Source organism: Pseudomonas sp. Q11, assembly GCF_024494355.1.
Lineage (GTDB): Bacteria > Pseudomonadota > Gammaproteobacteria > Pseudomonadales > Pseudomonadaceae > Aquipseudomonas > Aquipseudomonas hefeiensis.
Genome location: NZ_JAKNQY010000013.1, coordinates 1 through 26672 on the forward strand (window position 1 = coordinate 1; position 26672 = coordinate 26672).

The 26672-nt window shown below is 60.6% G+C and carries 27 protein-coding genes; 17 read left to right on the top strand and 10 right to left on the bottom strand.

The genetic code is table 11. The features are described from left to right. Positions 1–321: 321 nt before the first annotated feature. Entirely contained in the window at positions 322–648 is a 327-nt protein-coding gene (locus MA884_RS14985; RefSeq protein WP_256231255.1) for a DUF2025 family protein, read from the bottom strand. Positions 649–892: 244 nt separating this feature from the next. Between MA884_RS14985 and MA884_RS14990 the strand changes: the two genes are divergently transcribed. Then, a complete protein-coding gene (locus MA884_RS14990) occupies positions 893–2020 on the top strand; it encodes a glycerophosphodiester phosphodiesterase (protein ID WP_256231256.1) in 1128 nt (375 codons plus the stop codon). 80 nt (positions 2021–2100) lie between these two features. Further along, positions 2101–2406 carry a PepSY domain-containing protein gene (locus tag MA884_RS14995; protein ID WP_256231257.1) on the top strand — a complete coding sequence of 102 codons (306 nt, stop codon included), beginning with the start codon at positions 2101–2103 and terminating at the stop codon, positions 2404–2406. Positions 2407–2484: 78 nt separating this feature from the next. Here MA884_RS14995 and MA884_RS15000 read toward each other — a convergent pair whose 3' ends face one another. After that, positions 2485–4110: a methyl-accepting chemotaxis protein gene (locus MA884_RS15000; protein ID WP_256231258.1), complete on the bottom strand. Its 1626-nt coding sequence runs from the start codon at positions 4108–4110 to the stop codon at positions 2485–2487. 314 nt (positions 4111–4424) lie between these two features. On the opposite strand from MA884_RS15000, the gene MA884_RS15005 reads away from it, so the two are divergent. The 3 genes from MA884_RS15005 (at position 4425) to MA884_RS15015 (ending at position 6136) form a co-directional block, all read left to right on the top strand. Further along, positions 4425–4568, top strand: a complete 144-nt coding sequence (locus MA884_RS15005; protein ID WP_256231259.1) for a hypothetical protein — start codon at positions 4425–4427, stop codon at positions 4566–4568. Between the two features lie 75 nt (positions 4569–4643). Continuing rightward, a complete protein-coding gene (locus MA884_RS15010) occupies positions 4644–4853 on the top strand; it encodes a hypothetical protein (RefSeq protein WP_256231260.1) in 210 nt (69 codons plus the stop codon). 83 nt (positions 4854–4936) lie between these two features. Next, complete coding sequence (locus MA884_RS15015) at positions 4937–6136, top strand: MFS transporter (protein ID WP_256231261.1); 1200 nt, start codon at positions 4937–4939, stop codon at positions 6134–6136. Here the strand turns inward: MA884_RS15015 and arfB are convergent. Next, positions 6133–6546 carry an alternative ribosome rescue aminoacyl-tRNA hydrolase ArfB gene (gene arfB / locus MA884_RS15020; RefSeq protein WP_256231262.1) on the bottom strand — a complete coding sequence of 138 codons (414 nt, stop codon included), beginning with the start codon at positions 6544–6546 and terminating at the stop codon, positions 6133–6135. The genes MA884_RS15015 and arfB overlap by 4 nt on opposite strands. A gap of 336 nt (positions 6547–6882) precedes the next feature. Further along, positions 6883–8304: an amino acid permease gene (locus MA884_RS15025; protein WP_256231263.1), complete on the bottom strand. Its 1422-nt coding sequence runs from the start codon at positions 8302–8304 to the stop codon at positions 6883–6885. 657 nt (positions 8305–8961) lie between these two features. Between MA884_RS15025 and MA884_RS15030 the strand changes: the two genes are divergently transcribed. Together MA884_RS15030 and MA884_RS15035 are read left to right on the top strand one after the other, a co-directional pair. Beyond that, the gene (locus MA884_RS15030; protein ID WP_003178782.1) at positions 8962–9099 is read left to right on the top strand and encodes a hypothetical protein; all 138 of its coding nucleotides are present in this window, start codon (positions 8962–8964) and stop codon (positions 9097–9099) included. 90 nt (positions 9100–9189) lie between these two features. Next, complete coding sequence (locus tag MA884_RS15035; protein ID WP_256231264.1) at positions 9190–10155, top strand: leucyl aminopeptidase; 966 nt, start codon at positions 9190–9192, stop codon at positions 10153–10155. 273 nt (positions 10156–10428) lie between these two features. On the opposite strand, the gene rluB is transcribed toward MA884_RS15035, so the two are convergent. The 5 genes from rluB to MA884_RS15060 form a co-directional block, all read right to left on the bottom strand. Then, positions 10429–11664, bottom strand: a complete 1236-nt coding sequence (gene rluB, locus MA884_RS15040) for a 23S rRNA pseudouridine(2605) synthase RluB (RefSeq protein ID WP_256231265.1) — start codon at positions 11662–11664, stop codon at positions 10429–10431. Positions 11665–12019: 355 nt separating this feature from the next. Then, the gene (gene scpB, locus MA884_RS15045) at positions 12020–12979 is read right to left on the bottom strand and encodes an SMC-Scp complex subunit ScpB (RefSeq protein ID WP_256231266.1); all 960 of its coding nucleotides are present in this window, start codon (positions 12977–12979) and stop codon (positions 12020–12022) included. Between the two features lie 11 nt (positions 12980–12990). Beyond that, on the bottom strand, positions 12991–13689 hold the full coding sequence (locus tag MA884_RS15050; RefSeq protein WP_160893268.1) for a ScpA family protein: 699 nt from the start codon (positions 13687–13689) through the stop codon (positions 12991–12993). A 132-nt stretch (positions 13690–13821) separates the two neighbouring features. Continuing rightward, a complete protein-coding gene (locus MA884_RS15055; RefSeq protein WP_256231267.1) occupies positions 13822–14451 on the bottom strand; it encodes an L-threonylcarbamoyladenylate synthase in 630 nt (209 codons plus the stop codon). A 13-nt stretch (positions 14452–14464) separates the two neighbouring features. Then, positions 14465–15328, bottom strand: coding sequence for a PHP domain-containing protein (locus MA884_RS15060; protein WP_256231268.1), 864 nt, complete (start codon positions 15326–15328; stop codon positions 14465–14467). Between the two features lie 87 nt (positions 15329–15415). Between MA884_RS15060 and MA884_RS15065 the strand changes: the two genes are divergently transcribed. The 6 genes from MA884_RS15065 (at position 15416) to MA884_RS15090 (ending at position 19621) form a co-directional block, all read left to right on the top strand. After that, on the top strand, positions 15416–16012 hold the full coding sequence (locus MA884_RS15065; protein ID WP_256231269.1) for a septation protein A: 597 nt from the start codon (positions 15416–15418) through the stop codon (positions 16010–16012). A 1-nt stretch (position 16013) separates the two neighbouring features. Next, complete coding sequence (locus MA884_RS15070) at positions 16014–16313, top strand: YciI family protein (protein ID WP_256231270.1); 300 nt, start codon at positions 16014–16016, stop codon at positions 16311–16313. Between the two features lie 106 nt (positions 16314–16419). Then, positions 16420–16830, top strand: coding sequence for a translation initiation factor 2 (locus MA884_RS15075; RefSeq protein WP_256231271.1), 411 nt, complete (start codon positions 16420–16422; stop codon positions 16828–16830). 7 nt (positions 16831–16837) lie between these two features. Beyond that, positions 16838–17515, top strand: a complete 678-nt coding sequence (locus MA884_RS15080) for a response regulator transcription factor (protein ID WP_256231272.1) — start codon at positions 16838–16840, stop codon at positions 17513–17515. Positions 17516–17767: 252 nt separating this feature from the next. Continuing rightward, positions 17768–18214 carry a Spy/CpxP family protein refolding chaperone gene (locus tag MA884_RS15085; protein WP_256231273.1) on the top strand — a complete coding sequence of 149 codons (447 nt, stop codon included), beginning with the start codon at positions 17768–17770 and terminating at the stop codon, positions 18212–18214. Between the two features lie 66 nt (positions 18215–18280). Beyond that, positions 18281–19621, top strand: coding sequence for a HAMP domain-containing sensor histidine kinase (locus MA884_RS15090; protein WP_256231274.1), 1341 nt, complete (start codon positions 18281–18283; stop codon positions 19619–19621). A gap of 262 nt (positions 19622–19883) precedes the next feature. Here MA884_RS15090 and MA884_RS15095 read toward each other — a convergent pair whose 3' ends face one another. Then, positions 19884–21488 (bottom strand): hypothetical protein, encoded by a 1605-nt coding sequence (locus MA884_RS15095; protein ID WP_256231275.1) that lies wholly within the window; start codon positions 21486–21488, stop codon positions 19884–19886. Between the two features lie 278 nt (positions 21489–21766). Here MA884_RS15095 and MA884_RS15100 point away from each other — a divergent pair, with 278 nt between their 5' ends. The 4 genes from MA884_RS15100 to MA884_RS15115 all read left to right on the top strand — a co-directional run bounded on the left by MA884_RS15100 (position 21767) and on the right by MA884_RS15115 (position 26670). Beyond that, entirely contained in the window at positions 21767–23194 is a 1428-nt protein-coding gene (locus MA884_RS15100) for a di-heme oxidoredictase family protein (RefSeq protein WP_256231276.1), read from the top strand. A 29-nt stretch (positions 23195–23223) separates the two neighbouring features. Then, complete coding sequence (locus tag MA884_RS15105) at positions 23224–24288, top strand: imelysin family protein (RefSeq protein ID WP_256231277.1); 1065 nt, start codon at positions 23224–23226, stop codon at positions 24286–24288. Between the two features lie 2 nt (positions 24289–24290). Continuing rightward, positions 24291–25388 carry a DUF1513 domain-containing protein gene (locus MA884_RS15110; RefSeq protein ID WP_256231278.1) on the top strand — a complete coding sequence of 366 codons (1098 nt, stop codon included), beginning with the start codon at positions 24291–24293 and terminating at the stop codon, positions 25386–25388. 133 nt (positions 25389–25521) lie between these two features. Beyond that, positions 25522–26670 carry an efflux RND transporter periplasmic adaptor subunit gene (locus tag MA884_RS15115; protein WP_256231279.1) on the top strand — a complete coding sequence of 383 codons (1149 nt, stop codon included), beginning with the start codon at positions 25522–25524 and terminating at the stop codon, positions 26668–26670. Positions 26671–26672: the final 2 nt, after the last annotated feature.

Genomic DNA, 26672 nt, shown 5'->3' on the forward strand with positions numbered 1-26672 from the left:
AGCCTTGCTCCCACACCGGTTTTTCAGGGTTAACCGATTCGGTATCCACCGCAAACCCCTTGTGGGAGCGGGCTTGCTCGCGAAAGCGCTGGGTCAGCTTGCATCCATGCTGAATATGCCACCGCCATCGCGGGCAAGCCTTGCTCCCACACCGATTTTTCAGGGTTTACCGATTCGATGTTCACCGCAAACCCCTTGTGGGAGCGAGCCTGCTCGCGATAGCGGTAAGTCAGCCTGCATCCATCCTGAATGTACCGCCGCCATCGCGGCCAAGCCTTGCTCCCACAGGGGTTTCTCACCCAATTCATAATCGGCGTGGCTTCAGCCTTCCACCAACTGCCGCACCGCAACAATCTCCGGCAGGTCGCTGCGGGCCATGTACACCCGCAACGGTTCGGTGAGGTTGATCCGGTCGTCGATGTTCTGGTCCAGCAGCAACTGGATGCGCTCGCGACTCAGGGCCATGGTGCCGTCCGCCGCTGGAACCCAGACAAATTCGCAGGTGGGGATGATGCCGTCGTCGGCCACGTCCATGCCAAAGGCATCTTCGCTGAAGCGCACGATGTACTGGCCGGTTTTGCGGTTCAGACCGACAAAACCCTTGAGCTGGTCGGCGGCCTGGCAGATGAATGTCGAAGTGGTGCGCATGGTAAACCTCATGGATGCGTCCCGCAGGACGTCTGATCGATGGTTTACACGCAAGGCAAGTGGACGCTGTCTTCGGGTTTCCCTCTGCCGGGGAAACTGGTGCGGCCAAGCGTACTGCAAAGCGACCTGGAAAAGCGTGGGAAAAATCTGCTTTGCGCATTTTTATGTCGGTATAGCGATAGCGCCAGAAACGTTCAGTTGTTAAAAGAGAGGTCTTTGCGAAACCCACGAAAGGATCTCGAGCATGCCCGTCACCTTCACTCGTAGCGCCCTGATGCTGAGCCTGTTGCTTGGCTTCGGCCAGACACAGGCCGGCGAAGCCGCGCCCCCCAAGTCCCTCGCGGCCCTTCAAGGCATTCCTCACCCTGCGGTCATTGCCCACCGCGGCGCCTCGTTTGACGCACCGGAAACCACCGCCGCCGCCTACAAACTGGCCCGCGACCTGGGCGCCGATTACCTGGAACTGGACCTGCAACGCAGCAAGGACGGCGTACTGTTCGTGCTGCACGACGACAGCCTGCTGCGCACCACAGATGTCGCGACCAAGTTTCCCGAGCGCAAGGACAGCACTGCCAACGAATTTACCATGGCGGAACTCAAAACCCTCGATGCCGGCAGCTGGTTCAACGCCGCCTACCCGGACCGTGCTCGCCCGTCGTTCGTGGGCCTGAAAATTCTGACCCTTGATGAAGTCATCAACATCGCCGAAGGCAACCCGCTGCACAAACCGGGGCTGTACATCGAAACCAAGGAACCGAAGCTGTTCCCTGGCATCGAGCGCGATCTGAAGGATAAATTGCAGGACCGCGGCTGGTTGAGCCCGGCGGGTTCCAAGCTCGCCAAACGCGCCACCGGTGTAGGTCAGGGCAAAGGCAAAGTAGTCTTGCAAACCTTTGAAAAGAGCAGCCTCGAATTGCTGCAAAAAGAAATGCCGAACGTACCGAAGGTGCTGCTGTTATGGGTGGGAGATGGCTACATCGAGGCCAAGTCGAAGGTGACGTTTGCCGAGTCCGGCGAAACGGACAAGGCGGCCTATTACGCCCAACAGCAGCCCAAGGATAAGGCCGAGTTTGAACAATGGGTCCAATTCGCCAAGGCACAAGGCGCGATCGGCACCGGGCCGTCCGCCGCGCTGACTCACGGTGGCAGCCAGAGTTATTCGGACCTGGTGCAGCCGTGGATGAACCAATACACCCATGACCAAGGTCTGTTGGTGCACGTCTACACGGTGGATGAAGCGGTGGACTTCAAAAAAGTGCTGGAGGCCGGAGTGGATGGCATTTTTACCAACCGCGCTGGTGAACTGCTCAAGTACTTGAAGCGTCCCGAAACAGGCAGCGTGGCGCAGATACTGAAGAACAACGGTTACTGAATTAAGGGTGAATTAAGTTGCCACAGTTAATCTGAACGCACTTAAACGACACACCCTTAATCACAGCAAGGAAAGACCCCATGAAAACTTTGACTGCCCTGTTCACCGCCGCCGCCCTGACCCTCACCGCTGGCCTGGCCCAGGCTGATGTTCGAGTGGACCAGATCCCTCAACTGGTCAAGGAGGGCAAGATCAAGTCGCTGGAATCGATGAATGAAGCGGCCCTGAAGTTGCACCCGGGCTCCACCATCACCGACACCGACCTGGATAACCACTTCAACGGTTATGAATATGAAGTTGAACTGAGAATGGCCGATGGCACAGAGTGGGATGTAGACTTTGACGCCACTACCGGCAAAGTCCTGAGCGACAAACAAGACCGTTAATGGGTCACTCACATGAGCCGCGCAACCTTAGGGTTGCGCGGCTTTTTTGCATCTATCGACAACTACCGCTAACGACCGTCAGGCACTCAACCGCGCCGTCACTTCATTCAACTGCCCCGACAATCCGTGCAGGTTCCGACTCGCGGCTTCGGTGCGCTGCACATTGTCCAGGTTAGTGCTGGCGATGCAGGTGATTTCGGTCAGGTTACGCGAGATGTCTTCAGCCACCGAGGTCTGCTCTTCTGCGGCAGTGGCGATCTGGCGGTTCATGTCGCGAATCGCTTCCACAGCCTGGGTAATGCGTTCGAGCATTGCACCGGCCTGAGTCACCTGCTCCACGCTTTCTTCACTGCGCGACTGTCCGCTCTCGATGGCCTGGGCCGCGTCCACCGCACCGGTTTGCACGGTCTGGATAATCTGGTTGATCTCGATGATGGACGAGGCGGTGCGCTGGGCCAGACTGCGCACCTCATCGGCAACCACCGCGAAACCGCGTCCGGCCTCACCGGCCCGGGCCGCTTCGATAGCAGCGTTGAGGGCCAGCAGATTGGTCTGCTCGGCGATACCGCGGATCACTTCCAAAACCTTGCCAATGCGCCCACTATCGGTTTCCAACTGACGGATGACCGTGGCGGTGTTGGCGATTTCACCGCGCATGCGGGTGATGGTGTGAATGGTCCCTTGCATGACCTTCTCGCCCTGCTGCGCCGAATGATCGGCGTCATCGGCGGCCCGTGCCGCGTCGGCGGCATGGCGGGCGACTTCCTGGGCGGTGGCGGACATTTCGTTCATCGCCGTCGCCACCTGGTCGGTGCGTTCGAATTGCTCGCTGGTGCCTTGGCTCATCAGGCTGGCGATGGCATTGAGCTCACCGCTGGCACTGTCCAGTTCCGTCGCACTGCGTTGCAGACGCGTGAAGGTTTCGGCGAGAAAGTCGCGCAGGGTATTGGCGGCCAGCGCCAGGTCACCCAATTCGTCCTGCCGGTTGCTGACCACCCGCTCGGCGAAACGCCCGCGACTCAGTTGAGTCACGTACTCGATCAGGTTGCGGATCGGCTGCACCAGATTGCGATTGACCAGCCACAGGCTGAACAGCCCGATCAGCAGGCCGGAAACCAACATGATCACGGTGCCCAGCATAATCGTACGATCGGCACCGGCGCTGATCTGCGCCGATTGCTCGCTGGCAAGTTTGCGCAGTTCCACCACCAACGCGCTCATCTGTTCACTGGCGGCACGGTCCACGCCTTTGACCGCCGCATCACCCGCCGCCGCATCGCCGCCCGCCGTCACAAACGCATCACGGCCCTTCTGGTAGGCCACACCCAGTTGGAGATGTTCGTCTCGCAGCCCCTCAATCCGGGTCTTGATGGGCATCGCAACCCCTTCGAGCCCGATCAACTGGCCAAGAATGCCCTGGACATCGTGCTGGCGATCCTCGAACTGCTTCCAGTATTTAGCCAGGTCCGCCGGCTGCTTGCCGCGCAGCAGAACGTTTTTCCACTCCTGGACCTGCACCTTGAATTGCAGGTTGGCCTCGTCGATCAACTGCGACGCACGCAACGGGCCATCGATCAGGTTGCGATAATTCTGGACGCCGTTGGAAAGGAAATGGAAAGACGCCAGGGCAATCAGCAACATTGCCAGCAGGCTGCCACTGAGCAAGGCGAGAATCTGCGCTCTCAGGGATTTTTGTAGAAACATGGAGGGAAATCTCTTGAAAAGAAGAAGAGCCAAGCTCCCGGACGACACTTCCCGACCTCCATGTTCGTGGTGTGCAGTGTCGTAACCGAATGCGGGATATGTACACGCCATCGACCCGCCGGGCGCATTCTTGAGCCTTCGCGACGATCGGTAGCGGTCGTTTGGTGATTGGACATGTCCTGTCCAGACAAGCCCTTTTGTCGCCACAACGGAACTTAAAAGTCTTTTTGTCATTTTTTCTGCTGTATCCTGCCCAAGCTTTGTAAAAGCGCGGATCTACCAGATCTACCAACAGACTTTGCGAGGAGCGCGATATGCACGAGATTCCTAATCTCCCCTTCCCTAGCCTGCACGAAACTGAGCAGACGACCACGCTACAAGCCGGGGGGCAACCAGACGCCCAGCAACCCGAGCCCGAAGAAGCCACTGAACGCCGCCAGGCCGACAGCGAAGACTGATTCACCCGCACGACCAGACCGTGTGGAAAGCGCTAAGATGCGCTTTCCACACTGCCTGAATCCTGAGCCCACACCATGACCGATGACCCCGCATTCAGCGAAGCCCAAGCCAGCGTTCTGATCGGCACTGCCGAAAAGATGGTGGATATCTGGACGCGCCTTTCCCCCGAGAAACAAGCCGCGCTGCTGGCACGTTTCGGCACTGAAGAAAACGCCCTCGCCGCATTGGTCACCACGCATCTGGTGGCCGGACAAGACGACAACCCAACGCCATCGGGCAAATAGTTCTACTTTTCCACGCTTCACGGTCGTGGGCACCGCTATCATAAGCAGCCTATCTATCCTGCTGCTCCGTGGACCCTCTACCCATGCCAGATACCCAGCGCCCCTTGGCGGTCACGCTGCAAGTCGTTTCCATCGTTCTGTTCACTTTCATTGGCTACCTGAATATCGGCATTCCCCTCGCGGTGCTGCCGGGGTTCGTCCACGGCGAACTGGGTTTTGGCGCGGTGATCGCCGGGCTGGTGATCAGCGTCCAGTACCTGGCCACCCTCCTCAGCCGTCCTTATGCCGGACGGATCATCGACAACCTGGGGAGCAAGCGTGCGGTCATGTTCGGTCTCGCGGGTTGCGGGCTGAGCGGTGTGTTCATGCTGGCGTCCGCCTGGACGTCAAACCTACCGACTCTGAGCCTCATCAGCCTGCTGATTGGCCGCCTGGTGCTGGGCAGTGCGGAAAGCCTGGTAGGCTCGGGATCGATTGGCTGGGGCATCGGCCGGGTCGGCGCAGCGAATACCGCCAAGGTGATTTCCTGGAACGGCATCGCCAGCTACGGTGCGCTGGCGATTGGCGCGCCGTTGGGGGTGTGGCTGGTGAAATCCCTGGGACTGTGGAGCATGGGCGTCAGCATTATCTTGCTGGCGCTGCTGGGGCTGGCGCTGGCCTGGCCGAAAACGGCGGCGCCTATTGTCACGGGCGAACGGTTGCCATTCATGCACGTTCTCGGACGAGTCCTGCCCCATGGCTGCGGCCTGGCCCTGGGCTCCATCGGTTTTGGCACCATCGCCACGTTCATCACCCTGTATTACGCCACGCAGCAGTGGGACAACGCAGTGCTGTGCCTGAGCCTGTTCGGCGCCAGCTTCATCGGCGCGCGCTTGCTGTTCGGTAATTTGATCAACCGCCTGGGCGGCTTCCGGGTGGCGATTGCCTGCCTGTCGGTGGAAACCCTGGGCCTGTTGTTGCTATGGCTGGCACCGGATGCACACTGGGCCTTGGCCGGCGCGGCATTGAGCGGTTTCGGTTTTTCCCTGGTGTTCCCGGCGCTGGGGGTGGAAGCAGTCAACCTGGTCCCGGCCTCCAGCCGTGGCGCAGCGGTGGGCGCCTATTCGTTGTTCATTGACTTGTCCCTGGGGATTACCGGGCCGCTGGCCGGTGCGATTGCCGCAGGTTTTGGTTTTGCTTCGATCTTTTTGTTCGCCGCGCTGGCGGCCTTGGGCGGGTTACTGCTGAGTCTCTACTTGTACCGCCAGGCGCCTAAGTATCGCCAGGAACGGGAGGAAAACTAGAAGTCCACCTTGCCGCGCCCGGCTTTGATCGAACCGCGCTTGGTCTTGGATTCCAGACGACGTTTCTTCGAGCCCAGGGTCGGTTTGGTCGGGCGGCGCTTCTTCTCGACCTTGGTGGCGTTGAGGATCAGCTCGGTCAGACGCTCCAGGGCATCGGCCCGGTTCTGTTCCTGGGTGCGGTATTGCTGGGCCTTGATGATCAACACACCGTCGCTGGTGATGCGACTGTCGCGCAGCGCCAGCAACCGCTCCTTGTAGAAATCGGGCAAGGACGAGGTCCCGATGTCGAAGCGCAAGTGCACGGCGCTGGAGACCTTATTGACGTTCTGCCCCCCGGCGCCTTGGGCGCGGATGGCCGTCAACTCGATCTCGGCGTCCGGGATGTGCACAGTGTTGGAAATCGCCAGCATGGGAAAAGAAGTCCGGTATCAGGACCCACAGGATACTCGAAACCGCCGGAATGAGGCCTGTGAGAGCCTGACCTGTGGAGAGGCCTGTGGGAGTCTGACCTGTGGAGAGGTCTGTGGGAGTCTGACCTGGGGGGAGGTCTGTGGGAGCAAGGCTTGCCCGCGATGAACGGTAATGCGGTTTACCGATAGATCGCGGTGACTGCATCGCGGGCAAGCCTTGCTCCCACAGGTTCTATTCCCATAGGTTCTATTCCCATGGTTTTGTTCCCATGGTTTTGTTCCTTCCTTGAACAACAAACCCGGCACTTGGCCGGGTTTGTTGTATTCAAGGATTACTTACTTGGCAGCCGCCGCCACAGCCATGGCCTGCCGGGCACTGCGCTTGTTCTTGATCAGGTAGCACACCCACATGAACACCAGCCACACCGGAATCGCGTAGACCGACATCTGGATGCCGGGAATCAGCAACATCACCCCAAGAATGAACACCACGAACGCCAGGCAGACGTAGTTGCCGTACGGATACCACAGCGCCTTGAACAGCGGTGTCTGGCGGGTCTGGTTCATGTGTTGGCGGAACTTGAAATGCGAATAGCTGATCATCGCCCAGTTGATCACCAGCGTCGCGACCACCAGCGACATCAGTAACTCCAGCGCGTGCTGCGGGATGAAGTAGTTAAGCAGCACCGCCACCAGCGTGACCGCCGCCGAAGCCAGGATCGAACGCACCGGCACGCCGCGCTTGTCGATCTTGGCCAGGGCCTTGGGCGCATCGCCCTGTTCGGCCATGCCCAACAGCATGCGGCTGTTGCAGTAGGTGCCGCTGTTGTACACCGACAGCGCCGCAGTCAGCACTACGAAGTTGAGGATGTGCGCCGCAGTATTACTGCCCAGCATCGAGAACACCTGCACGAACGGGCTACCGCTGTAGGCATCGCCAGAGGCATTAAGTGTGTTCAGCAGGCTGTCCCAGGGGGTCAGGGACAACAGCACCACGAGGGCGCCGATGTAGAAAATCAGGATCCGGTAGATCACCTGATTGATGGCCTTGGGGATCACGGTTTTCGGTTTGTCGGCCTCGGCGGCGGTGAAGCCGAGCATTTCCAGACCACCGAAAGAGAACATGATGATCGCCATCGCCATCACCAGACCGCTCACGCCGTTGGGGAAAAATCCGCCGTGAGCCCACAGGTTGGTCACCGAAGCTTGCGGACCACCATTGCCGCTGACCAGCAGATAGCTGCCCAGGGCAATCATGCCGACAATCGCCACGACCTTGATGATCGCGAACCAGAACTCGGCCTCGCCAAAGACTTTGACGTTGGCCAGGTTGATGACGTTGATCAGCACGAAAAACGCTGCCGCCGAAGCCCAGGTCGGGATGTCCGGCGCCCAGTAGTGGATGTACTTGCCGACCGCGGTCAGCTCGGACATGCCCACCAGAATATAAAGAATCCAGCAGTTCCAGCCCGACAGGAAGCCGGCGAAACCGCCCCAATACTTGTGGGCAAAGTGACTGAAGGAGCCGGCCACCGGCTCTTCGACAATCATCTCGCCCAACTGGCGCATGATCATGAAGGCAATGAAGCCGCAAATGGCGTAACCGAGGATCATCGACGGGCCGGCTGACTTCAACACCCCCGCCGAGCCGAGGAACAGGCCTGTACCGATCGCGCCGCCGAGGGCGATCAGTTGAATGTGTCGATTTTTCAGGCCACGTTTCAGCTCGCCTGAATGCGTATTTTCTACAACGGTCATGCGTCACCTGTTTGTTTTTATCTGTGACGAAATCGAACCCGACACGCTTATGGCATGGCGGAGTGAACAAGGCGGATAACCTTGAAAATGCGTGGGTACGCGAAGGGTCACAGTAAAACGCGGCGCATTGTACACTGCCGCCCTCCTGCTGCCAGACACCACCGGATCAGCGTCTCACCCCGCACTTGGGTATGGCGCGCATCTGACCCTTCCCGTTGGCCTGAAACAAGCGCTGCGAAGTATCAAAAAACTCGTCAAACCGATGCCCTCGGAAGCTTTTTCTTACAGTCATCCTAAACGCCGATAGAGAGCCGCTCACAAGGCAACAATCGTCAACATTCCTTTACGATGCGTAACGCAAGCTTTCCAAGTAGGAAATTTCCGTAGCCTGACTGCAAATTGACGGTAGGTAGCTACCTATTTAAAAAAACACCCAGGCGGCTGTTTTTGAATGAGTAATTTCCCAGGAAAAAATGGAATAAAAAGTTCAAACGAAAAAAATAATTTATTTTTTTGCATTCCAAAAAACCCTCGACTAGGTTTTCAGCGACTTGCCAAGGCGTCGTGCTGGCAAGTTGTGCGGAGCCGATTCCGGTCAGTTTTCAATCGCGGAGTCGACCCCGCAACTTTCCGTAAAAGTCATCTAGGAGATTCACTATGCAAGCACTGGACAAAGACTTGGAAACCGAACTGCAACTGGACGAATGGTTTGAAGCACCGACCCATGAAGCCGCCGTTGAAATGATGCAAGCCGACGCCGTCGTTCCGTTCGGCACGGCGATGTGGCCCCTGTAAACACTACCCGGCGGAGGTGATCCGGCCGGTCGGCTCCGCCACTTTGCAGATTTTCAGGGAAGCCAAGACCACTGTCAGGGAAGAATAAGCATGGACACACAACGAGCCATCTCACATTTCCTTTACTACCTCGAACACCATCCTGCCCTGGCTGGCATTCAGCCTGCCAAGGTATTGCTCGGCCACACGGCCGACTACGAAGCGCTGACCGGCGCCATCGCCGAACAGGCTGGCAGCGGTTCCCCCTTCCGGTTCAGCGCCATGCGCCTGGACCTTGAATCCACGGAGCGACTGTCCAAGGCCATTGCCGACAGCGATCTGTACATTTTCTTCTATGACTCTTCCACCCTGCCCAACCCACGCCCCGACGGCCCGGACTTTGTCCGCGCGCTGCAAGGCGTGATGGCGGACAACTGGAAGAAATCGCTGCTGTTCAAGGACTACGGCGATTATTTCTACGACACCTTCAGCGTGATTCCTCAGCGCATCGCCGGGCTCAACAGCCACCTGATCCGACGCATGTCCCAGGCGACGACCTTGAGCTTCCAGGATGACCACGGCTCGTATTTCGATACCGCCCTCAACAGTGTCAGGAAGTGGACCGACATCAACGGTCTGGGCAACTATGACCTGGCCCCCGGCGAAATCGCCACCCACAGCGACACCATTAACGGTCAGGTGAAGTTCGTCGGCACTTTCCTGAGCACCATCCCGTTCGCGCGTAAATACGGTGTGCTGCAATCGCCGCTGGAGTTGTGGATCGAAGACTCCACCATCCAGAAAGTCGCCAGCGATGTGCCGGGCCTGGAACACGACTTCAACAAGTACCTGGACGCCAACCCGTCCAACCGGCGCATCGAGGAACTGGGCATCGGCACCAACGAAGGGGTCAAGAGCCTCTATGCCCGCAATGCCGGTTTCGAGGAGCGCCATTGCGGCCTGCATCTGGGGCTGGGTGGCGGGGCCAAGGGCAGTCATCACCTGGATCTGATTTTCGAAAGGGGTGTGCTGGCGCTGGATAACGAGCCGATGTTTGATGGGCGGTTTGTGCTTTAGGGGCAGCTTCAAGCGGCAAGCTTTGAGCCGCAAGAAAAGGCGGGCGACCTTGGGATGGTAGTGGGGCTGCTGGCCCCATCGCGAGCAGGCTCGCTCCCACAGTTGATCTTCGGTAATGGAAAATTTGTGGTCGACACCGTCCCAGTGTGGGAGCGAGCCTGCTCGCGATGACGGACTCACCAGCACTGCATCACTAAAAACAGACAAAAAAAAACGCCAACCCAACGGTTGGCGTTTTTTCTTGCAGCTTGCAGCTAGAAACTCACAACTGCCTCACTCCGGCTTACGACGCCCAAACCCCGGACGCTGCCCCGACCCCGCCGGAGCACCGCGGCGTTTGCCCGATGGCGTGTCGCGATCGACCAGGACGATGCCCGGGCGTTTTTTCGGTGCGGGCTTGGCCGGACGCTTGGTGTCGGCCGGGCGATCCGCTACCGGCGTACCACGACCGGCCGGAGCACCGCGACCTTCGCCGCGCTCGGTACGACCGTTGGCCGGACGTGGCGTGCGCGGGCCGCGTTCGCCGTCCTGGCGTGGCGCAGGCTTGCGGGCCGGGCGTTCGCCTTCGATCTGCGGCTCGCGGGACGGACGCGGACCTGCGGCCGGGCCATCTGCGGCCGGACGCAGCGTACGCACGCGCTCGGTCTTGCCCATCGGACGCGAGGATTTACGCTGCATGCGCTCCAGCTTGTCCTTGCTCTTGGCGGTCATCTGCGGCATCGCCACCGGCTTGAGGCCGACTTCGGCCGCCAGGATGTCGACTTCGTACTGGCTCATTTCGCGCCAGCGGCCCATCGGCAGGTCGGAGTTGAGGAAGACCGGACCGAAACGCACGCGCTTGAGGCGGCTGACCACCAGCCCCTGGGATTCCCACAGGCGTCGCACTTCACGGTTACGACCTTCCATCACCACGCAGTGATACCAGTGGTTGAAGCCTTCGCCGCCCGGTGCCTGCTTGATGTCGGTGAAACGCGCCGGGCCGTCTTCCAGCACGACGCCGGCTTTCAGGCGCTCGATCATTTCGTCATCGACTTCGCCACGTACACGCACGGCGTATTCGCGGTCCATCTCGTAGGACGGGTGCATCAGGCGGTTGGCCAGCTCACCGTCGGTGGTGAACATCAGCAAACCGGTGGTGTTGATGTCCAGGCGGCCGATGTTGATCCAGCGACCTTCTTTGGGACGCGGCATCTTGTCGAACACGGTCGGACGGCCTTCCGGGTCGTCACGGGTGCAGATCTCGCCGTCGGGCTTGTTGTACATGATCACGCGGCGCACCGTTTCGGCGGCCTCTTCGCGCTTGATCACCTTGCCATCGATGGTGATGGCGTCGTGCATGTCGACACGCAGGCCCAAGGTGGCATCTTTGCCGTTGACCTTGATCCGGCCCTGGGTGATCCAGGTTTCCACGTCACGGCGCGAGCCGACGCCGATACGGGCGAGGACTTTTTGCAGTTTCTCGCCTGCTGGGCCGATTTCCTGGCTGTCGTTCTGGTCTTGGTCTTTCATTCTGGGCACCTCCCGGTGTGGTCGGGTCAGGCGTGGCCTGACACTTTGAAAACGGTTCTATGACGAAGGGATCGCCAAAGGGTCGCGAATCATACGCTCGTTGAGGCGTTTGCGCATCAGAGACTAGCTGATCGACGAACCCTCAACGCTTTTTCCGCCGACCGGTGGCACCCGGTTTGGTGGAGGCCCCTCTGTGGGAGACCCCCTGTGGGAGACCCCCTGTGGGAGCCGAGCTTGCTCGCGATGGCGGAGGAACATTCGGCATCAATGCAGGCTGACCCACCGCCATCGCGAGCAAGCTCGGCTCCCACAGGGGGCGGCGGTGAATCAGCCAGCGCTTGCAAACCAGCCGGGATCAATCCTCGAACTGGCGTCGTTCGTTTTCAATCGCTTCGGCCAGGGCGCGGGCCTCGGCTTCTTCGTCACTCAATTCAGGCTCGGGTTCGCGTGGTTCGAGGGCGGCGACGGCGGCCAGCAGTTTTTCCCGGGCCGCGGCTACGCCAAGTATGTATTCTTCAGGCTCGGGTTCAGGTTCGGCCTGAAGTTCAACTTCGCTGCCAGGTTGCGCGGGCTCATCCGTCTCGCCGTCAGGATCCGCGGCCTCGCGATGCAGATCGTCGAAATCGGTCTTGAGCCCCTCCTCCATGGTGTCCAGTTCCAGCAACAACGAATGGAAACTGGTTTCTTCCTTGGGTTCCTCCGGCTCGGCGCTGGCGTCGGCCAGTTCCTGCAAGCTTTGGGGCACCGGGGCGTCGTCGAACTCCAGCATCGGCTCGGGTTCCAGCTCCCGCAGTTCGGCCAGCGGCGGCAGGTCGTCGAGGTTCTTGAGGTTGAAGTGATCGAGAAAGGCCTTGGTGGTGGCAAACATCGCCGGTTTACCCGGCACGTCGCGATAACCGACGACCCGGATCCACTCGCGCTCAAGCAGCGTCTTGACGATGTGGCTGTTGACCGCCACGCCCCGCACATCTTCGATTTCACCCCGAGTGATCGGTTGGCGATAAGCGATCAATGCCATGGTTTCGAGCATGGCGCGGGAATAGCGCTGAGGACGCTCTTCCCACAAACGCCCGACCCAGGGCGAAAACTTCTCGCGGATTTGCAGGCGGTAACCGGAAGCCACCTCCTTGAGCTCGAACGCCCGCCCCTCGCAGGACTTACCCAAGAGCGCCAGGGCTTTCTTGAACACGGCCGGCTCGGGCCGTTCGCCTTCTTCGAAGAGTTCGAACAAGCGCTCCATCGATTGCGGTTTTCCCGAGGCCAACAGGAAAGCTTCAAGCAACGGTGCCAGCTCGCGGGGTTCAGTCAGATTCATTGATTTGCTCGTTATTCGGCTCGTGCCCGCACGTGGATCGCTGCGAACGGCTCATTCTGCACCAGCTCGACCAAGGATTCCTTGACCAATTCCAGGACCGCCATAAACGTCACCACCACCCCCAGCCGCCCTTCCTCGGCGGTGAACAGCTCGACGAAGGGCACAAAACCGCCGCCCTTGAGCCGCTCCAGCACATCGCTCATGCGCTCACGGGTGGACAGGGCTTCTCGGCTGACCTGGTGACTTTCAAACATGTCGCCCCGGCGCAGCACCTCGGCCATGGACATCAGCAACTCTTCGAGGCTGACGTCCGGGAGCAATTTGCGCGCGCGCGCCTCGGGCGCATCAAGCTTGGGCACCACCACATCGCGCCCGACCCGGCTCAAGCCGTCGATGCCTTCGGCCGCCACTTTGAAGCGTTCGTATTCCTGCAGACGGCGGATCAGTTCGGCGCGCGGATCGTCTTCCTCCTCCTCGATCTCTGCCGAGCGCGGCAGCAGCATTCGCGACTTGATCTCGGCCAGCATGGCCGCCATCACCAGGTATTCGGCCGCCAGTTCCAGGCGCACCGACTGCATCAACTCGACGTAGCCCATGTACTGGCGGGTGATTTCCGCCACGGGGATGTCGAGGATGTTGATGTTCTGTTTGCGGATCAGGTACAGCAGCAGGTCCAGCGGGCCTTCGAAGGCTTCAAGAAATACCTCCAACGCATCCGGCGGAATGTATAAATCCAGGGGCATTTCCATGACCGCCTGGCCATAGACCATGGCGAACGGCAGCTCTTGCTGAGCGCCGGCCTGGCTGTCGGCACTCTCAACGGCGGTTTCCACTGCGGACACTCAGGCCTCGACCAGAAACGGGGCTGGATCGCCGCAACCGATACGCACCACTTGCGGCTCGCCATCGGCCAGGTTGATCACCGTGGACGCCTTCATCCCGCCGAACCCGCCGTCGATGATCAGGTCGACCTGATGCTCGAGCAATTGGCGCATCTCGTAAGGATCATTCATCGGCTCGGTCTCGCCGGGCATGATCAACGTCACGCTCATCAGCGGTTCACCCAGCTCCGCCAGCAGCGCCAGGGCAATGGGGTGGCTGGGCACCCGCAGGCCGATGGTGCGTTTTTTCGGGTGCAGCAACAGCCGCGGGACTTCCCGGGTGGCGTTGAGAATAAAGGTGTACGGCCCCGGGAGATGGGCCTTGAGCAAGCGGAAGGTGCCGGTGTCGATCTTGGCGAACAGGCCCAACTGCGACAGGTCGCTGCAAATCAGCGCGAAGTTGTGCTTGTCATCCAGTTGACGCAGGCGTCTCACCCGCTCTACGGCGTTCTTGTCACCGATCTGGCAACCGACGGCATAGGAGGAGTCGGTGGGATAGACCACCACGCCACCGCCACGGATGATTTCCACCGCCTGTTTGATCAGGCGCGCTTGCGGGTTTTCCGGATGAATCTGGAAAAATTGACTCACATGTTCTACCTGTTCAGACGACGGCGGTAACGGGATCATGTTTGAATCTACACCATAGTGGTGGCAGATCTTCCGGCAACGGGCGATATTCGCCTATCTCGGACCAGCCTCCAGGGCCATGAAAATCACTGCCGGCGGTCACCAGCAGGCCGAACTCACGGGCCAGAATCGCCAGGCTGCCGACCTGCTCGGCCGGCTGATGGCCGTTGACCACTTCGATGGCGTGGCCCCCAGCTTGAATATAGTCGGCCACCAGGCGACGGCGCTTGCTCCGAGTGAAATCATAGTGCCACGGATGCGCCAGGCTGACCCAGGCCCCGGCGGTTCGCAGGGTTTGGACGGTCTCTTCCAGCGTCGGCCAGTGTTGCTTGACGTCCCCGAGCTTGCCGGCCCCCAGCCATTTGCGAAACGCTTCGGCGCGGTCCTTGACGAAACCTTCGCGCACCATCCAGTCCGCGAAATGCGGGCGGGCCGGGGCATTGCCGCTGTCGCCCAGTTCCTGCTGGATTTGCCGGGCGCCCTCAAGCGCACCGGGCATGCCCTTGAGGGCAAGCTTGCGGCTGATCTCCTCGGAACGCAGCCAGCGGCCGTCGTGCAGTTGCGCAATGGCCTGGACCAGTGACGGCGCATTTACATCAAAACCGTAACCCAGCACATGAATGGTCGCGCCGCCCCAGGTGCAGGACAATTCGACCCCATTGACCAGTTGCATGCCTAGCGCCGTCGCCGCGCTACGGGCCTCGTCGAGGCCTTCGAGGGTGTCGTGATCGGTCAGGGCCAGGACTCGCACGCCGTGCTCGAACGCCCGCGCCACCAGAACCGCAGGCGCCAGGGCGCCATCGGAGGCCGTGCTATGGCAGTGCAAATCAACATTCACGAGAGTTTGTTACCTCAAATCAGCTGGCCCTATCGCGGCCAAGGATGTTTGTTATTATGCCGCCACATCCTGCTTCTGGCTGCCACTGTGAAACAATTCATCGACTTCATCCCGCTTCTGCTGTTTTTCATCGTCTACAAGCTTGACCCACGGACCGTCGACATAGCCGGCCACTCCTTGACTGTAGGCGGTATCTACAGCGCCACCGCGATGCTGATCATCAGCTCGCTGGTGGTCTATGGCGCACTGTTCGTGTCCCAACGCAAGCTGGAGAAAAGCCAGTGGCTGACCCTGATCGCCTGCCTTGTCTTCGGCAGCCTGACCCTGGCCTTCCACAGCGAAACCTTCCTTAAGTGGAAAGCCCCAGTGGTCAACTGGCTGTTCGCCCTGGCCTTCATCGGCAGTCACTTCGTCGGCGATCGTCCGCTGATCAAGCGCATCATGGGCCACGCCTTGAACCTGCCGGACATCATCTGGACGCGGCTCAACATCGCCTGGATCGGTTTCTTCCTGTTCTGCGGCGCCGCCAACCTGTTCGTCGCGTTCACCTTCCAGAGCTACTGGGTCGACTTCAAGGTCTTCGGCAGCCTGGGCATGACGCTGTTGTTCCTGATTGGCCAGGGCATCTACCTGTCCCGTCACCTGCACGATGCCGACACCACCACGCCAAAAACCGAGGACTGACATGCTCTACGCAATCATTGCCACCGACGTCGCCAATTCCCTGGAAAAACGCCTGGCCGCTCGCCCTGAACACCTTGAGCGCCTGCAACAGCTCAAGGCCGAAGGCCGCGTCGTACTCGCTGGCCCGCACCCGGCGGTAGACAGCAATGACCCCGGCGCGGCGGGTTTCTCCGGCAGCCTGATCGTGGCCGAGTTCGATTCCCTGGTCGCGGCGCAAGCCTGGGCCGAGGCCGACCCGTTCGTCGCCGCTGGCGTCTACGCCAATGTCGTGGTCAAGCCGTTCAAGCAAGTCCTGCCGTAAATCCTGCGGTGCGATGAGCCTTCGCGGCTCATTGTGCTCAATCGCTCATTGTTCTCGTTTGCCTGCCGACAACCTGTCTAATCTCGATTGGAATTCAGGAGCTGCAATGCGCAAAGGTCCGCTGTGCCTGTTATGGGTCTCGTTGGCGTTCGGGGCTCCCGCCCATGGGGAAGAAAGCACCGACGGCAGTCATTCGACGCCCTTTTCCTTGAGTGCAGGCAGTCAGGTCACCGAATTGCAGCAACGCTTGAAAAACAGCGAACGCATGCGCGAGGAACTGACCCAGCAACTGCAAAACGCCAACAGCGAACGCGAAAGCGTGCTGGTAGGCCGGTTGCGCCAGGAGAACCAGCGCCTGAAGCTGCAACTCAAGGAAGCCCAGGCCAGCCCCCTGCCACGCCTGCTGACCGATCAGCAGCAGTGGTTCGTCATTGGTGCCGGGGTAGCGCTATTGGCCCTGCTCTGCGGTATCTTTGCCAGCGGTGGACGTAGACAACGTCGGCAATGGCTAAATTGAGTGAGTCATGAGCGAGCTGTTACTGATTGATGATGACCAGGAGCTGTGTGAGCTCCTCGGCAGTTGGCTGGGTCAGGAAGGTTTTCTTGTCCGGGCCTGCCACGATGGCCAGAGCGCCCGCAAGGCCCTGGCCGAAACCGCGCCGGCGGCGGTGGTGCTGGATGTGATGCTGCCCGACGGCAGCGGCCTGGAGCTGCTCAAGCAACTGCGCAACGATCACCCGGAGCTGCCGGTACTGATGCTCTCGGCCCGTGGCGAACCGCTGGATCGTATCCTGGGCCTGGAGCTGGGGGCCGACGATTACCTGGCCAAACCTTGCGATCCGCGGGAACTGACCGCGCGTCTGCGCGCCGTGTTGCGCCGCAGCCACCCCATGGCCGTGTCCAGCCAGATCGAACTAGGCGACCTGACCTTCAGCCCGGTGCGTGGCGTGGTCAGCATCGATGAGCAGGAGCAGACCCTTACCGTTTCCGAAAGCCGCCTGCTCGAAGCGCTGCTCAAGCAGCCGGGCGAGCCTCTGGACAAGCAGGATCTGGCGCAGATTGCCCTGGGACGCAAGCTGACCCTGTACGACCGTAGCCTCGATATGCATGTGAGCAACCTGCGCAAGAAAATCGGCCCCCACGCCGACGGCCGCCCGCGCATCGTGGCGCTGCGTAGCCGTGGTTACTACTACAGCCTCTAAGCACCGCACCGCAGGACTGTGGGAGCAAAGCTTGCTCGCGATGCAGGCGCCTCGGTTCCCCCAGAGACCGCGTTATCTTCATCGCGGGCAAGCCTTGCTCCCACAGGGCTTTGTGCTCTGTCCTGCAGATTTGTCAGGTCTGCACCAAAACGTCTTTACCCAAGCTTTACGCACCCCTGACCGCCGCTGACCTTGATCTCCGTAATCTGAACACATCCGGAACTGACCGGGAACGAGACAAGGAGATACACCATGCGCAAGACCCTTATCGCTCTGATGTTCGCTGCCGCCGTGCCTACCGTCGCGATGGCCATGCCTGAAGGCGCCGGCCCGATGGGACCAATGGGCCCGATGGACGGCCCGCGTCATGGCGGCCAGATGCACGGCAAAGGTCCGTACAGCCAACTGGACCTGAGCCGCGAACAACGCCAGCAGATCCGCAAGATCATGGGCGAACAGCGCCACGAGCGCCGCGAACTGGTAGAAAAGTACCTGGCCAAACTGTCTGCAGCCGATCAGAAAGCCATGAAAGATGAAATGGCGGCCCGGCACGAGAAAGTCGATGCCCAGATCCGCGGGTTGTTGAAGCCTGAGCAGCAAAAAGAGTTTGACGCGATCCAGAAGAAACACGCCGAGCGTCGGGCCGAATGGGCCGAGTTCAAGGCCTGGAAAGCGCAGCAGCCGCAAAAAGCGCAATAATGCGCTGACGCTCCCCAGCCCAACGGCAAATCGCCGTTGGGCTTTCTTTGTTTTCGAGGATTTATCGTGCGTTCACTGTTCTGGCGCATCCTGGCCAGCTTCTGGCTGGCCATCGCCCTGGTTGCAGGGCTTTCGATTCTGCTGGGCCACATGCTGAACCAGGATGCCTGGATCCTCAGCCGCCATCCGGGCCTCAATACCCTGGCCGAAGAGTGGACGCAAACCTACGAAAGTCAGGGCGAAGACGCCGCCGAGCAGATCCTGCAACAGCGCAAACACCAGTATCACATCAACGTTCAGGTGCTCAACGAAAGCGGCGTCCCGGTGGTCCGCGGCACTTTCCCCCGTCGCGCCGCGGCCTTCGAGGCGCGACAGAACAACGACGACCGGCGCCTGCCCTGGCGGCGTCTGACCGACGAATTCACCAGCGCCAAGACTGGCGATACTTATCTGTTCATCTACCGCATTCCCCACCCCGAACTGGACGCCTGGCACCGCGGCAGCCTGCTCTGGCCTCTCAGTGCCTTGGGGATCGCGTTGGTGGTGCTGACCTTGTTCAGCCTGCTGGTGACCTTCTCCATCACCCGTCCGCTGAGCCGCCTGCGCGGTGCCGTGCATGACCTGGGGCAGGCCACTTACCAGCAGAACAGCCTCGCCAAACTGGCCAACCGCCGGGATGAATTTGGCGTACTGGCCACCGATTTCAACCGCATGGGCGCGCGCCTGCAAAGCCTGATCGCCAGCCAGCGCCAATTGCTGCGCGATGTGTCCCACGAATTGCGCTCGCCCCTGGCACGACTGCGCATCGCCCTGGCGCTGGCGGAACGGGCCAGCCCCCAGGAGCGGGAAAAACTCTGGCCGCGCCTGACCCGCGAATGTGATCGCCTGGAGGCGCTGATCAGCGAAATACTGGTATTGGCCCGGGTCGATGCCGACAATGCCAGCGCTGAAGAGGTGGACCTCAACAGCTTGCTGGTCACCCTGCAAAAAGATGCGCAGCTGGCTTCACCAGAACAAAGCGTGCAATTGGACACAGAGCCGAACCTGACCCTCAAGGGCTGGCCGACCATGATCGAGCGAGCGTTGGATAACCTGCTGCGCAACGCCCAGCGTTTCAATCCAACCGATCAGCCGATCGAAGTCCGCGCGCTGCGCCAAGGGGAGCGGATCATGGTCAGCGTGCGCGATCACGGACCGGGGGTGGAGGCCGAACACCTGGGCCAGTTGGGCGAACCGTTCTACCGCGCCCCCGGCCAGACCGCCGCCGGCCATGGCCTGGGCCTGGCCATCGCCCGTCGCGCGGCCGAGCGTCACGGTGGCGCACTGGTGCTGGCCAACCATCCCGAGGGCGGGTTCATCGCGAGTCTGGAACTGCCGTTGGTGCCGGGGGCCGTGGTGCAACCCTAAAATCAAACATTAGCTTGTGGCAAGGAAGTGCCCGCCGCGCCTTCGACGCTGCGCTGTCGCGCAGTGAACTTGGCTCTGTGGCGAGGGGATTTATCCCCGTTGGGCTGCGGCCCCAAAACCAGCCAACTCGGTGTGCCAGGAGGATTGAGTTCACTGCTTTAGGGCTGCTGCGCAACCCAGCGGGAGCAAGCTCCCTCGCCACAGGACCCAGACCTGAAATGAGCAGCATCGCCAGTCTCGTCGCATCAATGCCAAGGAAAGGTCATACCTCTTTGATCATCCATCCCCTTGCATAGTCATCATCCTGGGACAGTAGCTCCCGGTCTCCTGTTTTGGGGTTGATTGTATACACAGTCCTTTCACCGGGACCTTCGTCCGCAGACCATGCACGCAAGTCCCCCAAACCTGGGTCGCCGTCATGGATGGTTCGAAGCGCTCCCCAAGTCACCAGGTCAGGGATCGTCCCCCCGGCGTTCCACGCAGCCCCCCAGCAATTCCAATACGTCTGCCACTCATTGTCTTTACCTAAGTCAAACAGCAGCCAAACCTTGGAAGTAATGACTCGGTAAGACACGCTTGCACCCATTTGATCTCGAACGGTTATCGTAGCGGTCCCTGAGTGCTTCGATACAACCCGTGGTTCCGATGATGAAAAAAGCTCTGCCACCGCTGGGTCGCTGGAAGTATAGATATAGGGACGCACACCTCCCGACGGTATCCGCTCTACGTACGCCCCTACTGGCGGACGATCAGGAAACTTATCGGCTCTATACATTAACTGGTCGAGAATGGCGTCGCTGGTATCGATGCTCAGGGGTTCCGGCATCACGGTCAGGGTGCGTACGTTCGAATAGACGTTCGTAGGGTGGTAGAGCGACTTTGCATACAGGCGGCGAGCGCCGACGTCGACGGTAATTTCTTTGGTCCATAGGCCGGTCGTCGCATCGGCAGTTGCTGTGCCCTTGGGGACGGCACTGGCTCCACTGCCGTCGTAGACCTCGATCTCCTTGCCATGACTTGCCTCACCCGACAGCACCAAGGTGGTGCTGGTTGTTTCGCCTTCGTCGGGAATCTCCTCACCGGCGGGATCTTTTACATAGTTAAGAGTAGGAGCAATCAGCACACGGTCCAGATGGATATCCAAGTACTTGATCGACGATCGGTTGGAGTTGCCCAACTGGTCAGTCACCGTGAACTGGAGCGCTGTATTGGGGTTGTCCCCTGCCTGTCTGAATGTTTCGGTAAACAGGGTATGCGTCACCGGCCTGGAGGCATCAAATCCGTCAACAGGAACGGTCACATTGCCCACTAAAAATTTGATGCTGTCGTAATCTCGCGGATAAGAATAGGTAAAACCAAACGCCACACCCTGCGCCGCCCGCTCGGCGCTGACCCCATCACGGAGCACATCCGGCGGGATCACCAGATCCAGGCCCTGGGGCGCCGGCTCACCCGGGGCCCGCAAGTGGTACAGCACATTCAAATCATTGGAAGTACCGGGATTTTCACTGAGACGGGTTATCGTGTAATGCAGCCTGTTGACCCCTTCTCTCAGTTTTCCCTGGGGAAGGTCCAGGAGAAAGTACTCCTTATTTTCTTCTCCCGGCTGGACGGTAAAGCCTGCCCCCGAGCGCTCGCCATTGACATACAAGTCAACTCGATCAAGGACCGCCATTGTCCAGGAGCCGCTCTTGAGCTCGGTCCATGCATGGATCACGCATTGCAATCCCTCGGGCCGACCGTCATAAATGCTTTGTGGGATGCCGCCGTGCGCAAGGCCTTCCGGAAGCACCGGCGTCATCCACCCTGGGATGTAAACAGGGAATAAATCGAACGGATGGTTCAAGACAGACGATTCGATATCCATCATGTTTTCCTGGCGAGTGAGGGTGACGTGGCTTTCCGGCGTTGAGCCATCAAACTCCAGCCAAGGAAGATCGACTACTGTCAGGGTTGACAGGTCAGAGCAGATTGCCGACGAACGGAGGAAGAGAACGCCTGGACGCTGGAGAGCCAAGCCTTGGAAAAGCAGCCTGGTAATCTGGGTAAAGTGATGCTCAAAACCAAACGATAATTCCTCTTATTCAAACCCCTGCGCCCTGTTAGACTTTGCGCCCTCGTTTCACTCGTCTTCCAGGAAGTCCGATGCCGTCGTTGCCTCTTCGCTTGTGCGCTCTGCTCATGGCCCTGGGCCTGAGTGCCTGCGATGATGCCCCGCGTTTTACCCAGGCCGAACCCGGCGAAGCTCGGTCCGCAGGCGCGGCGACGGTGCGCAAGAGTGATCAGAACGCCTTTTCTTTGCCCTCGGCCAACCTGCCGCCTTCGCGGCGCGTGGACTTCGCCGTGGGGAACAGTTTTTTCCGCAGCCCCTGGGTGATCGCACCATCGACCACCACCGCGCGGGACGGCCTGGGGCCATTGTTCAATACCAACGCCTGCCAGAACTGCCACATCAAGGACGGTCGCGGCCATCCGCCGGCACCGGACGCGGCCAGCGCCGTGTCGATGCTGGTGCGCCTGTCGATCCCCGATGCCCCGGCCTACGCCAAGGTCATCGAGCAATTGGGGGTGGTGCCAGAACCGGTTTACGGTGGGCAATTGCAGGACATGTCCGTGCCCGGTGTGGTCCCTGAAGGCAAGGTGCGGGTCGACTACACGCCGGTCCCGGTGCGCTTTAAGGACGGCACCGTTGTAGAACTGCGCAAGCCGCAGCTGCAGATCACCCAACTGGGCTACGGCCCGATGCACCCCGACACGCGCTTTTCGGCCCGCGTCGCACCGCCGATGATCGGCCTGGGGCTGCTCGAAGCCATCCCCGATGAAGCGATCCTGGCCAACGCCCAAGCCCAGGCCCGGGAGAACAACGGCATCACCGGCCGGCCGAACCAAGTCTGGGACGATGTCCAGCAAAAGACCGTATTGGGGCGTTTCGGCTGGAAGGCCGGCCAGCCAAACCTCAATCAGCAGAACGTCCACGCCTTTTCCGGTGACATGGGTCTTACCACAAGTCTGCGGCCCTTCGACGACTGCACCGAGGCCCAGGTCGACTGCAAGCGTGCCCCGAACGGCAACGGCGCCGATGGCGAGCCGGAAGTCAGCGACAACATCCTGCGACTGGTGCTGTTCTACAGCCGCAACGTCGCCGTACCGGCCCGTCGCGAGGTGAACTCGCCCCAGGTGCTGGCCGGCAAGAATCTGTTTTTCCAGGCCGGCTGCCAGTCGTGCCACACCCCGAAATACACCACGTCCGCCAACGCTGCCGAACCGGAACTGGCGAACCAGGTCATCCGCCCTTACACCGACCTGCTGCTGCACGACATGGGCGAAGGCCTGGCCGATAACCGCAGCGAATTCAAGGCCAGCGGTCGCGACTGGCGGACCCCGCCGCTGTGGGGCATCGGTCTGACCGAAGCCGTCGGTGGTCACACCCAGTTCTTGCACGACGGTCGCGCGCGCAACCTGCTCGAAGCCGTCCTGTGGCATGGCGGCGAAGCGCAAGCGGCGCAGCAACAGGTTCTAGCGTTCAACGCCGAGCAGCGCGCTGCGTTGCTGGCCTTCCTGAATTCCCTTTAAACGCATTTTCCGAAAAACGGGAGTCCGACATGTTCCGTCCCAAGCTGTTATTCACCAGCCTCGCCGCTATCGCCCTCGGCGCCTGCTCGCCCCAGGATCCGCAAGCGGTCACTTCGGCGGCGATCGCCAAGCAAGTGATCCTGCCAACCTACAGCCGCTGGGTCGAGGCCGACCGGCAACTGGCAACCAGCGCCCTGGCGTTCTGCCAGGGCAAGGAAAACCTGGAGACCGCCCGCGCCGACTTCCTCAAGGCACAAAAAGCCTGGGCCGAGTTGCAACCGCTGCTGATCGGTCCGCTGGCCGAGGGTAACCGCGCCTGGCAGGTACAGTTCTGGCCAGACAAGAAAAACCTGGTAGGCCGTCAGGTCGAGCAACTGGTCAACAGCCAGCCGCAAATCGACGTTGCCGGCCTGGCCAAATCCAGCGTCGTGGTCCAGGGCCTCTCGGCCTATGAGTACCTGCTGTTCGATGCCAAGATCGACATGGCCGACAGCGCGCAAAAAGCCAAGTACTGCCCGCTGCTGACCGCCATCGGTGAACGTCAGAAACAACTGGCCGAAGATATCCTGTCACGCTGGAATACCAACGACGGCATGCTCGCCCAGATGAGCAAGTTTCCGAACCAGCGCTACGCCGATTCCCACGAGGCGATCGCCGATTTGCTGCGGGTCCAGGTCACCGCCCTGGACACCTTGAAGAAGAAACTCGGCACGCCGATGGGCCGCCAGAGCAAGGGCGTACCGCAACCGTTCCAGGCCGATGCCTGGCGCAGCCAGTCGTCGCTGCAAGGTCTGCAAGCCAGCCTGAGCGCGGCCAGGACCGTCTGGGTCGGCGTGGACAACAAAGGTCTGCGCAGCCTGTTGCCAAGCGAGCAGAAACCCCTGGCCGACAAGATCGACGCGGCCTACGACACCTCGTTGAAGCTGTTCGCCGACAGCCAGCGCTCGCTGGTCGAAATGCTCGGTGACGACGCCGGGCGCCAGCAGCTCAACGAACTGTACGACAGCCTCAACGTCGTCCATCGCCTGCACGAAGGCGAACTGGCCAAGGCGTTGGGGATTCAATTGGGCTTCAATGCCAACGACGGTGACTGATCATGTTTCGACGTCAGGCTCTGGCACTGGGCAGCCTGCTGCTCGGCGCCGTTACCCTGGGCGGCTGGACGCTGTTCAAGCAAAAGGACAAGAGTCCGCTCCTGCTTTCGGCACGGGACGACAGCGACGGCCAGCACTACGCCGTGGGCTATCGACTGGACGGCAGCCGGGTGTTCGCCACCCAGGTCAAGCAGCGTTGCCATGACATCATCAACCATCCGACACAACCGATTGCGCTGTTCGTCGCCCGTCGCCCTGGCACCGAAAGCTACCTGATCGACCTGCACGACGGTACGCTGCTGCAGACCATCACCTCGTTGCCGAACCGGCATTTCTACGGGCATGCGGTGATTCACAGAAGCGGTGAATGGCTGTACGCCACCGAGAACGACACCACCGATCCAGGCCGCGGCCTGCTGGGTGTGTACCGTTTCGAAGGCGAACGGTTGGTGCACAGCGGCGAACTGTCCACGCACGGCATCGGCCCTCACCAAGTGTCGTGGATGCCCGACGGAGAAACGCTGGTGGTCGCCAATGGCGGCATCCGCACCGAGGCCGAAAGCCGCGTCGAGATGAACCTCAATGCCATGGAGCCGAGCCTGGTGCTGATGCAGCGCGATGGCACCCTGCTGAGCAAGGAAACCCTCGCCCAGTCGATGAACAGCGTGCGCCACATGGGCATCGCCAGCGACGGCACCATCGTGTCCGGCCAGCAATTCATGGGCGATGCCCACGAATCCTCCGAGCTCTTGGCGATCAAGCGTCCGGGCCAGCCGTTTCAGGCATTCCCGGTGGCCGAGCATCAATTGCAGGCCATGGGTCATTACACCGCCAGCGTCGCCGTACACAGCGACCTGCGCCTGGTAGCCCTGACAGCGCCCCGTGGCAACCGCTTTTTTATCTGGGACCTGGACAGCGGCGAAGTACGCCTGGATGCGCCTCTGCCGGACTGCGCCGGTGTAGGTGCGGTGGCCGACGGTTTCGTCGTGACGTCGGGCCAGGGTCGTTGCCGCTTTTACGATTGTAGGCAGTCACAACTGGTTGCAAAGCCACTGGATTTGCCCGCGGGGCTCTGGGACAACCATTTGCATTTGATCTGACAAGCGAGCGGGCAGCTTTTTGGAAAAATCCTTACACATTACCGATGAACATCGTTTTGAATCGGTCGCGCACTCGGAGTAATGTGCCCGCCTGTCTGTCTTTTCTCTCGGCTTATTTCCAAGGAAGTGGAACATGCTGCGACGCCGCATGCTGATCATGTTGGGTGTTGTCCTGCTGGTGGTTCTGCTGCTGGCGGGCTACAAGGCCTTCTCCGTTTACCAGCAGATCCAGATGTTTTCTGCCCCCAAACCGCCGGTCAGCGTCGCCGTGGCCACGGCTGTCGAGCAGCCTTGGCAAACTCGCCTGCCCACCGTCGGCAGCCTCACCGCGCTGCAAGGCGTAGACCTGAGCCTGGAGATTGCCGGGACAGTGCAGAAGGTGCAGTTCCAGTCGGGGCAAAAGGTCAAGGCCGGCCAGCCACTTGTGCAACTGGACAGTGACGTCGAAAGCGCGCTGCTGGAAACCGCCATGGCCGACCTTGGCCTGTCGCAACTGGATTTTGGCCGGGGCCGGCAACTGGTGGGCAGCCAGGCGATCTCCAAGGGCGAATTCGACCGGCTCGCGGCGCAGTTGAAAAAGAACCAGGCCACGGTCAACCAGCTCAAGGCTTCGCTGGCCAAGAAACACATCGTCGCGCCTTTCAGCGGCACTATCGGCATTCGCCAGGTGGACGTCGGCGACTACCTGGCCAGCGGCACGGTGATCGCCACCCTGCAGGACCTGAGCAGCCTGTATGTGGATTTCTACCTCCCCGAGCAAGCGGTACCCAAGCTCGCGGTTGGCCAGCCAGTCAACGTCAGTGTCTCGGCCTACCCCGGCCAGACCTTCGTCGGCGCCATCAGCGCGATCAACCCCAAGGTCGAAGACAGCACTCGCAATGTGCTGGTACGCGCCACCCTGGGCAATCCCGACGGCAGGCTGTTGCCGGGCATGTTCGCCAGCCTGCAGGTGATCCTGCCGGACAGGGCCAACGCCATCGTCGTGCCGGAAAGCGCCGTGACCTACACCCTCTACGGCAACTCCATGTACGTTGTGACGCAGAAGAAAGCCGACGACGGCAACGTCGAGAAAGATGACAAGGGCCAGCCGATCCTGATCGCCGAACGGCGATTCGTCGAAACCGGTGAGCGACGCGACGGGCAGGTACTGGTTTCCAAAGGCGTGCAGAGCGGCGAACAGGTCGTGATCGCGGGCCAGATCAAACTGGATAACGGCACGCCCATCGCCATCAGCGACGACAAGACCCTGACCGAACAGAACAGTCCGCCACCCGCGGACTGATC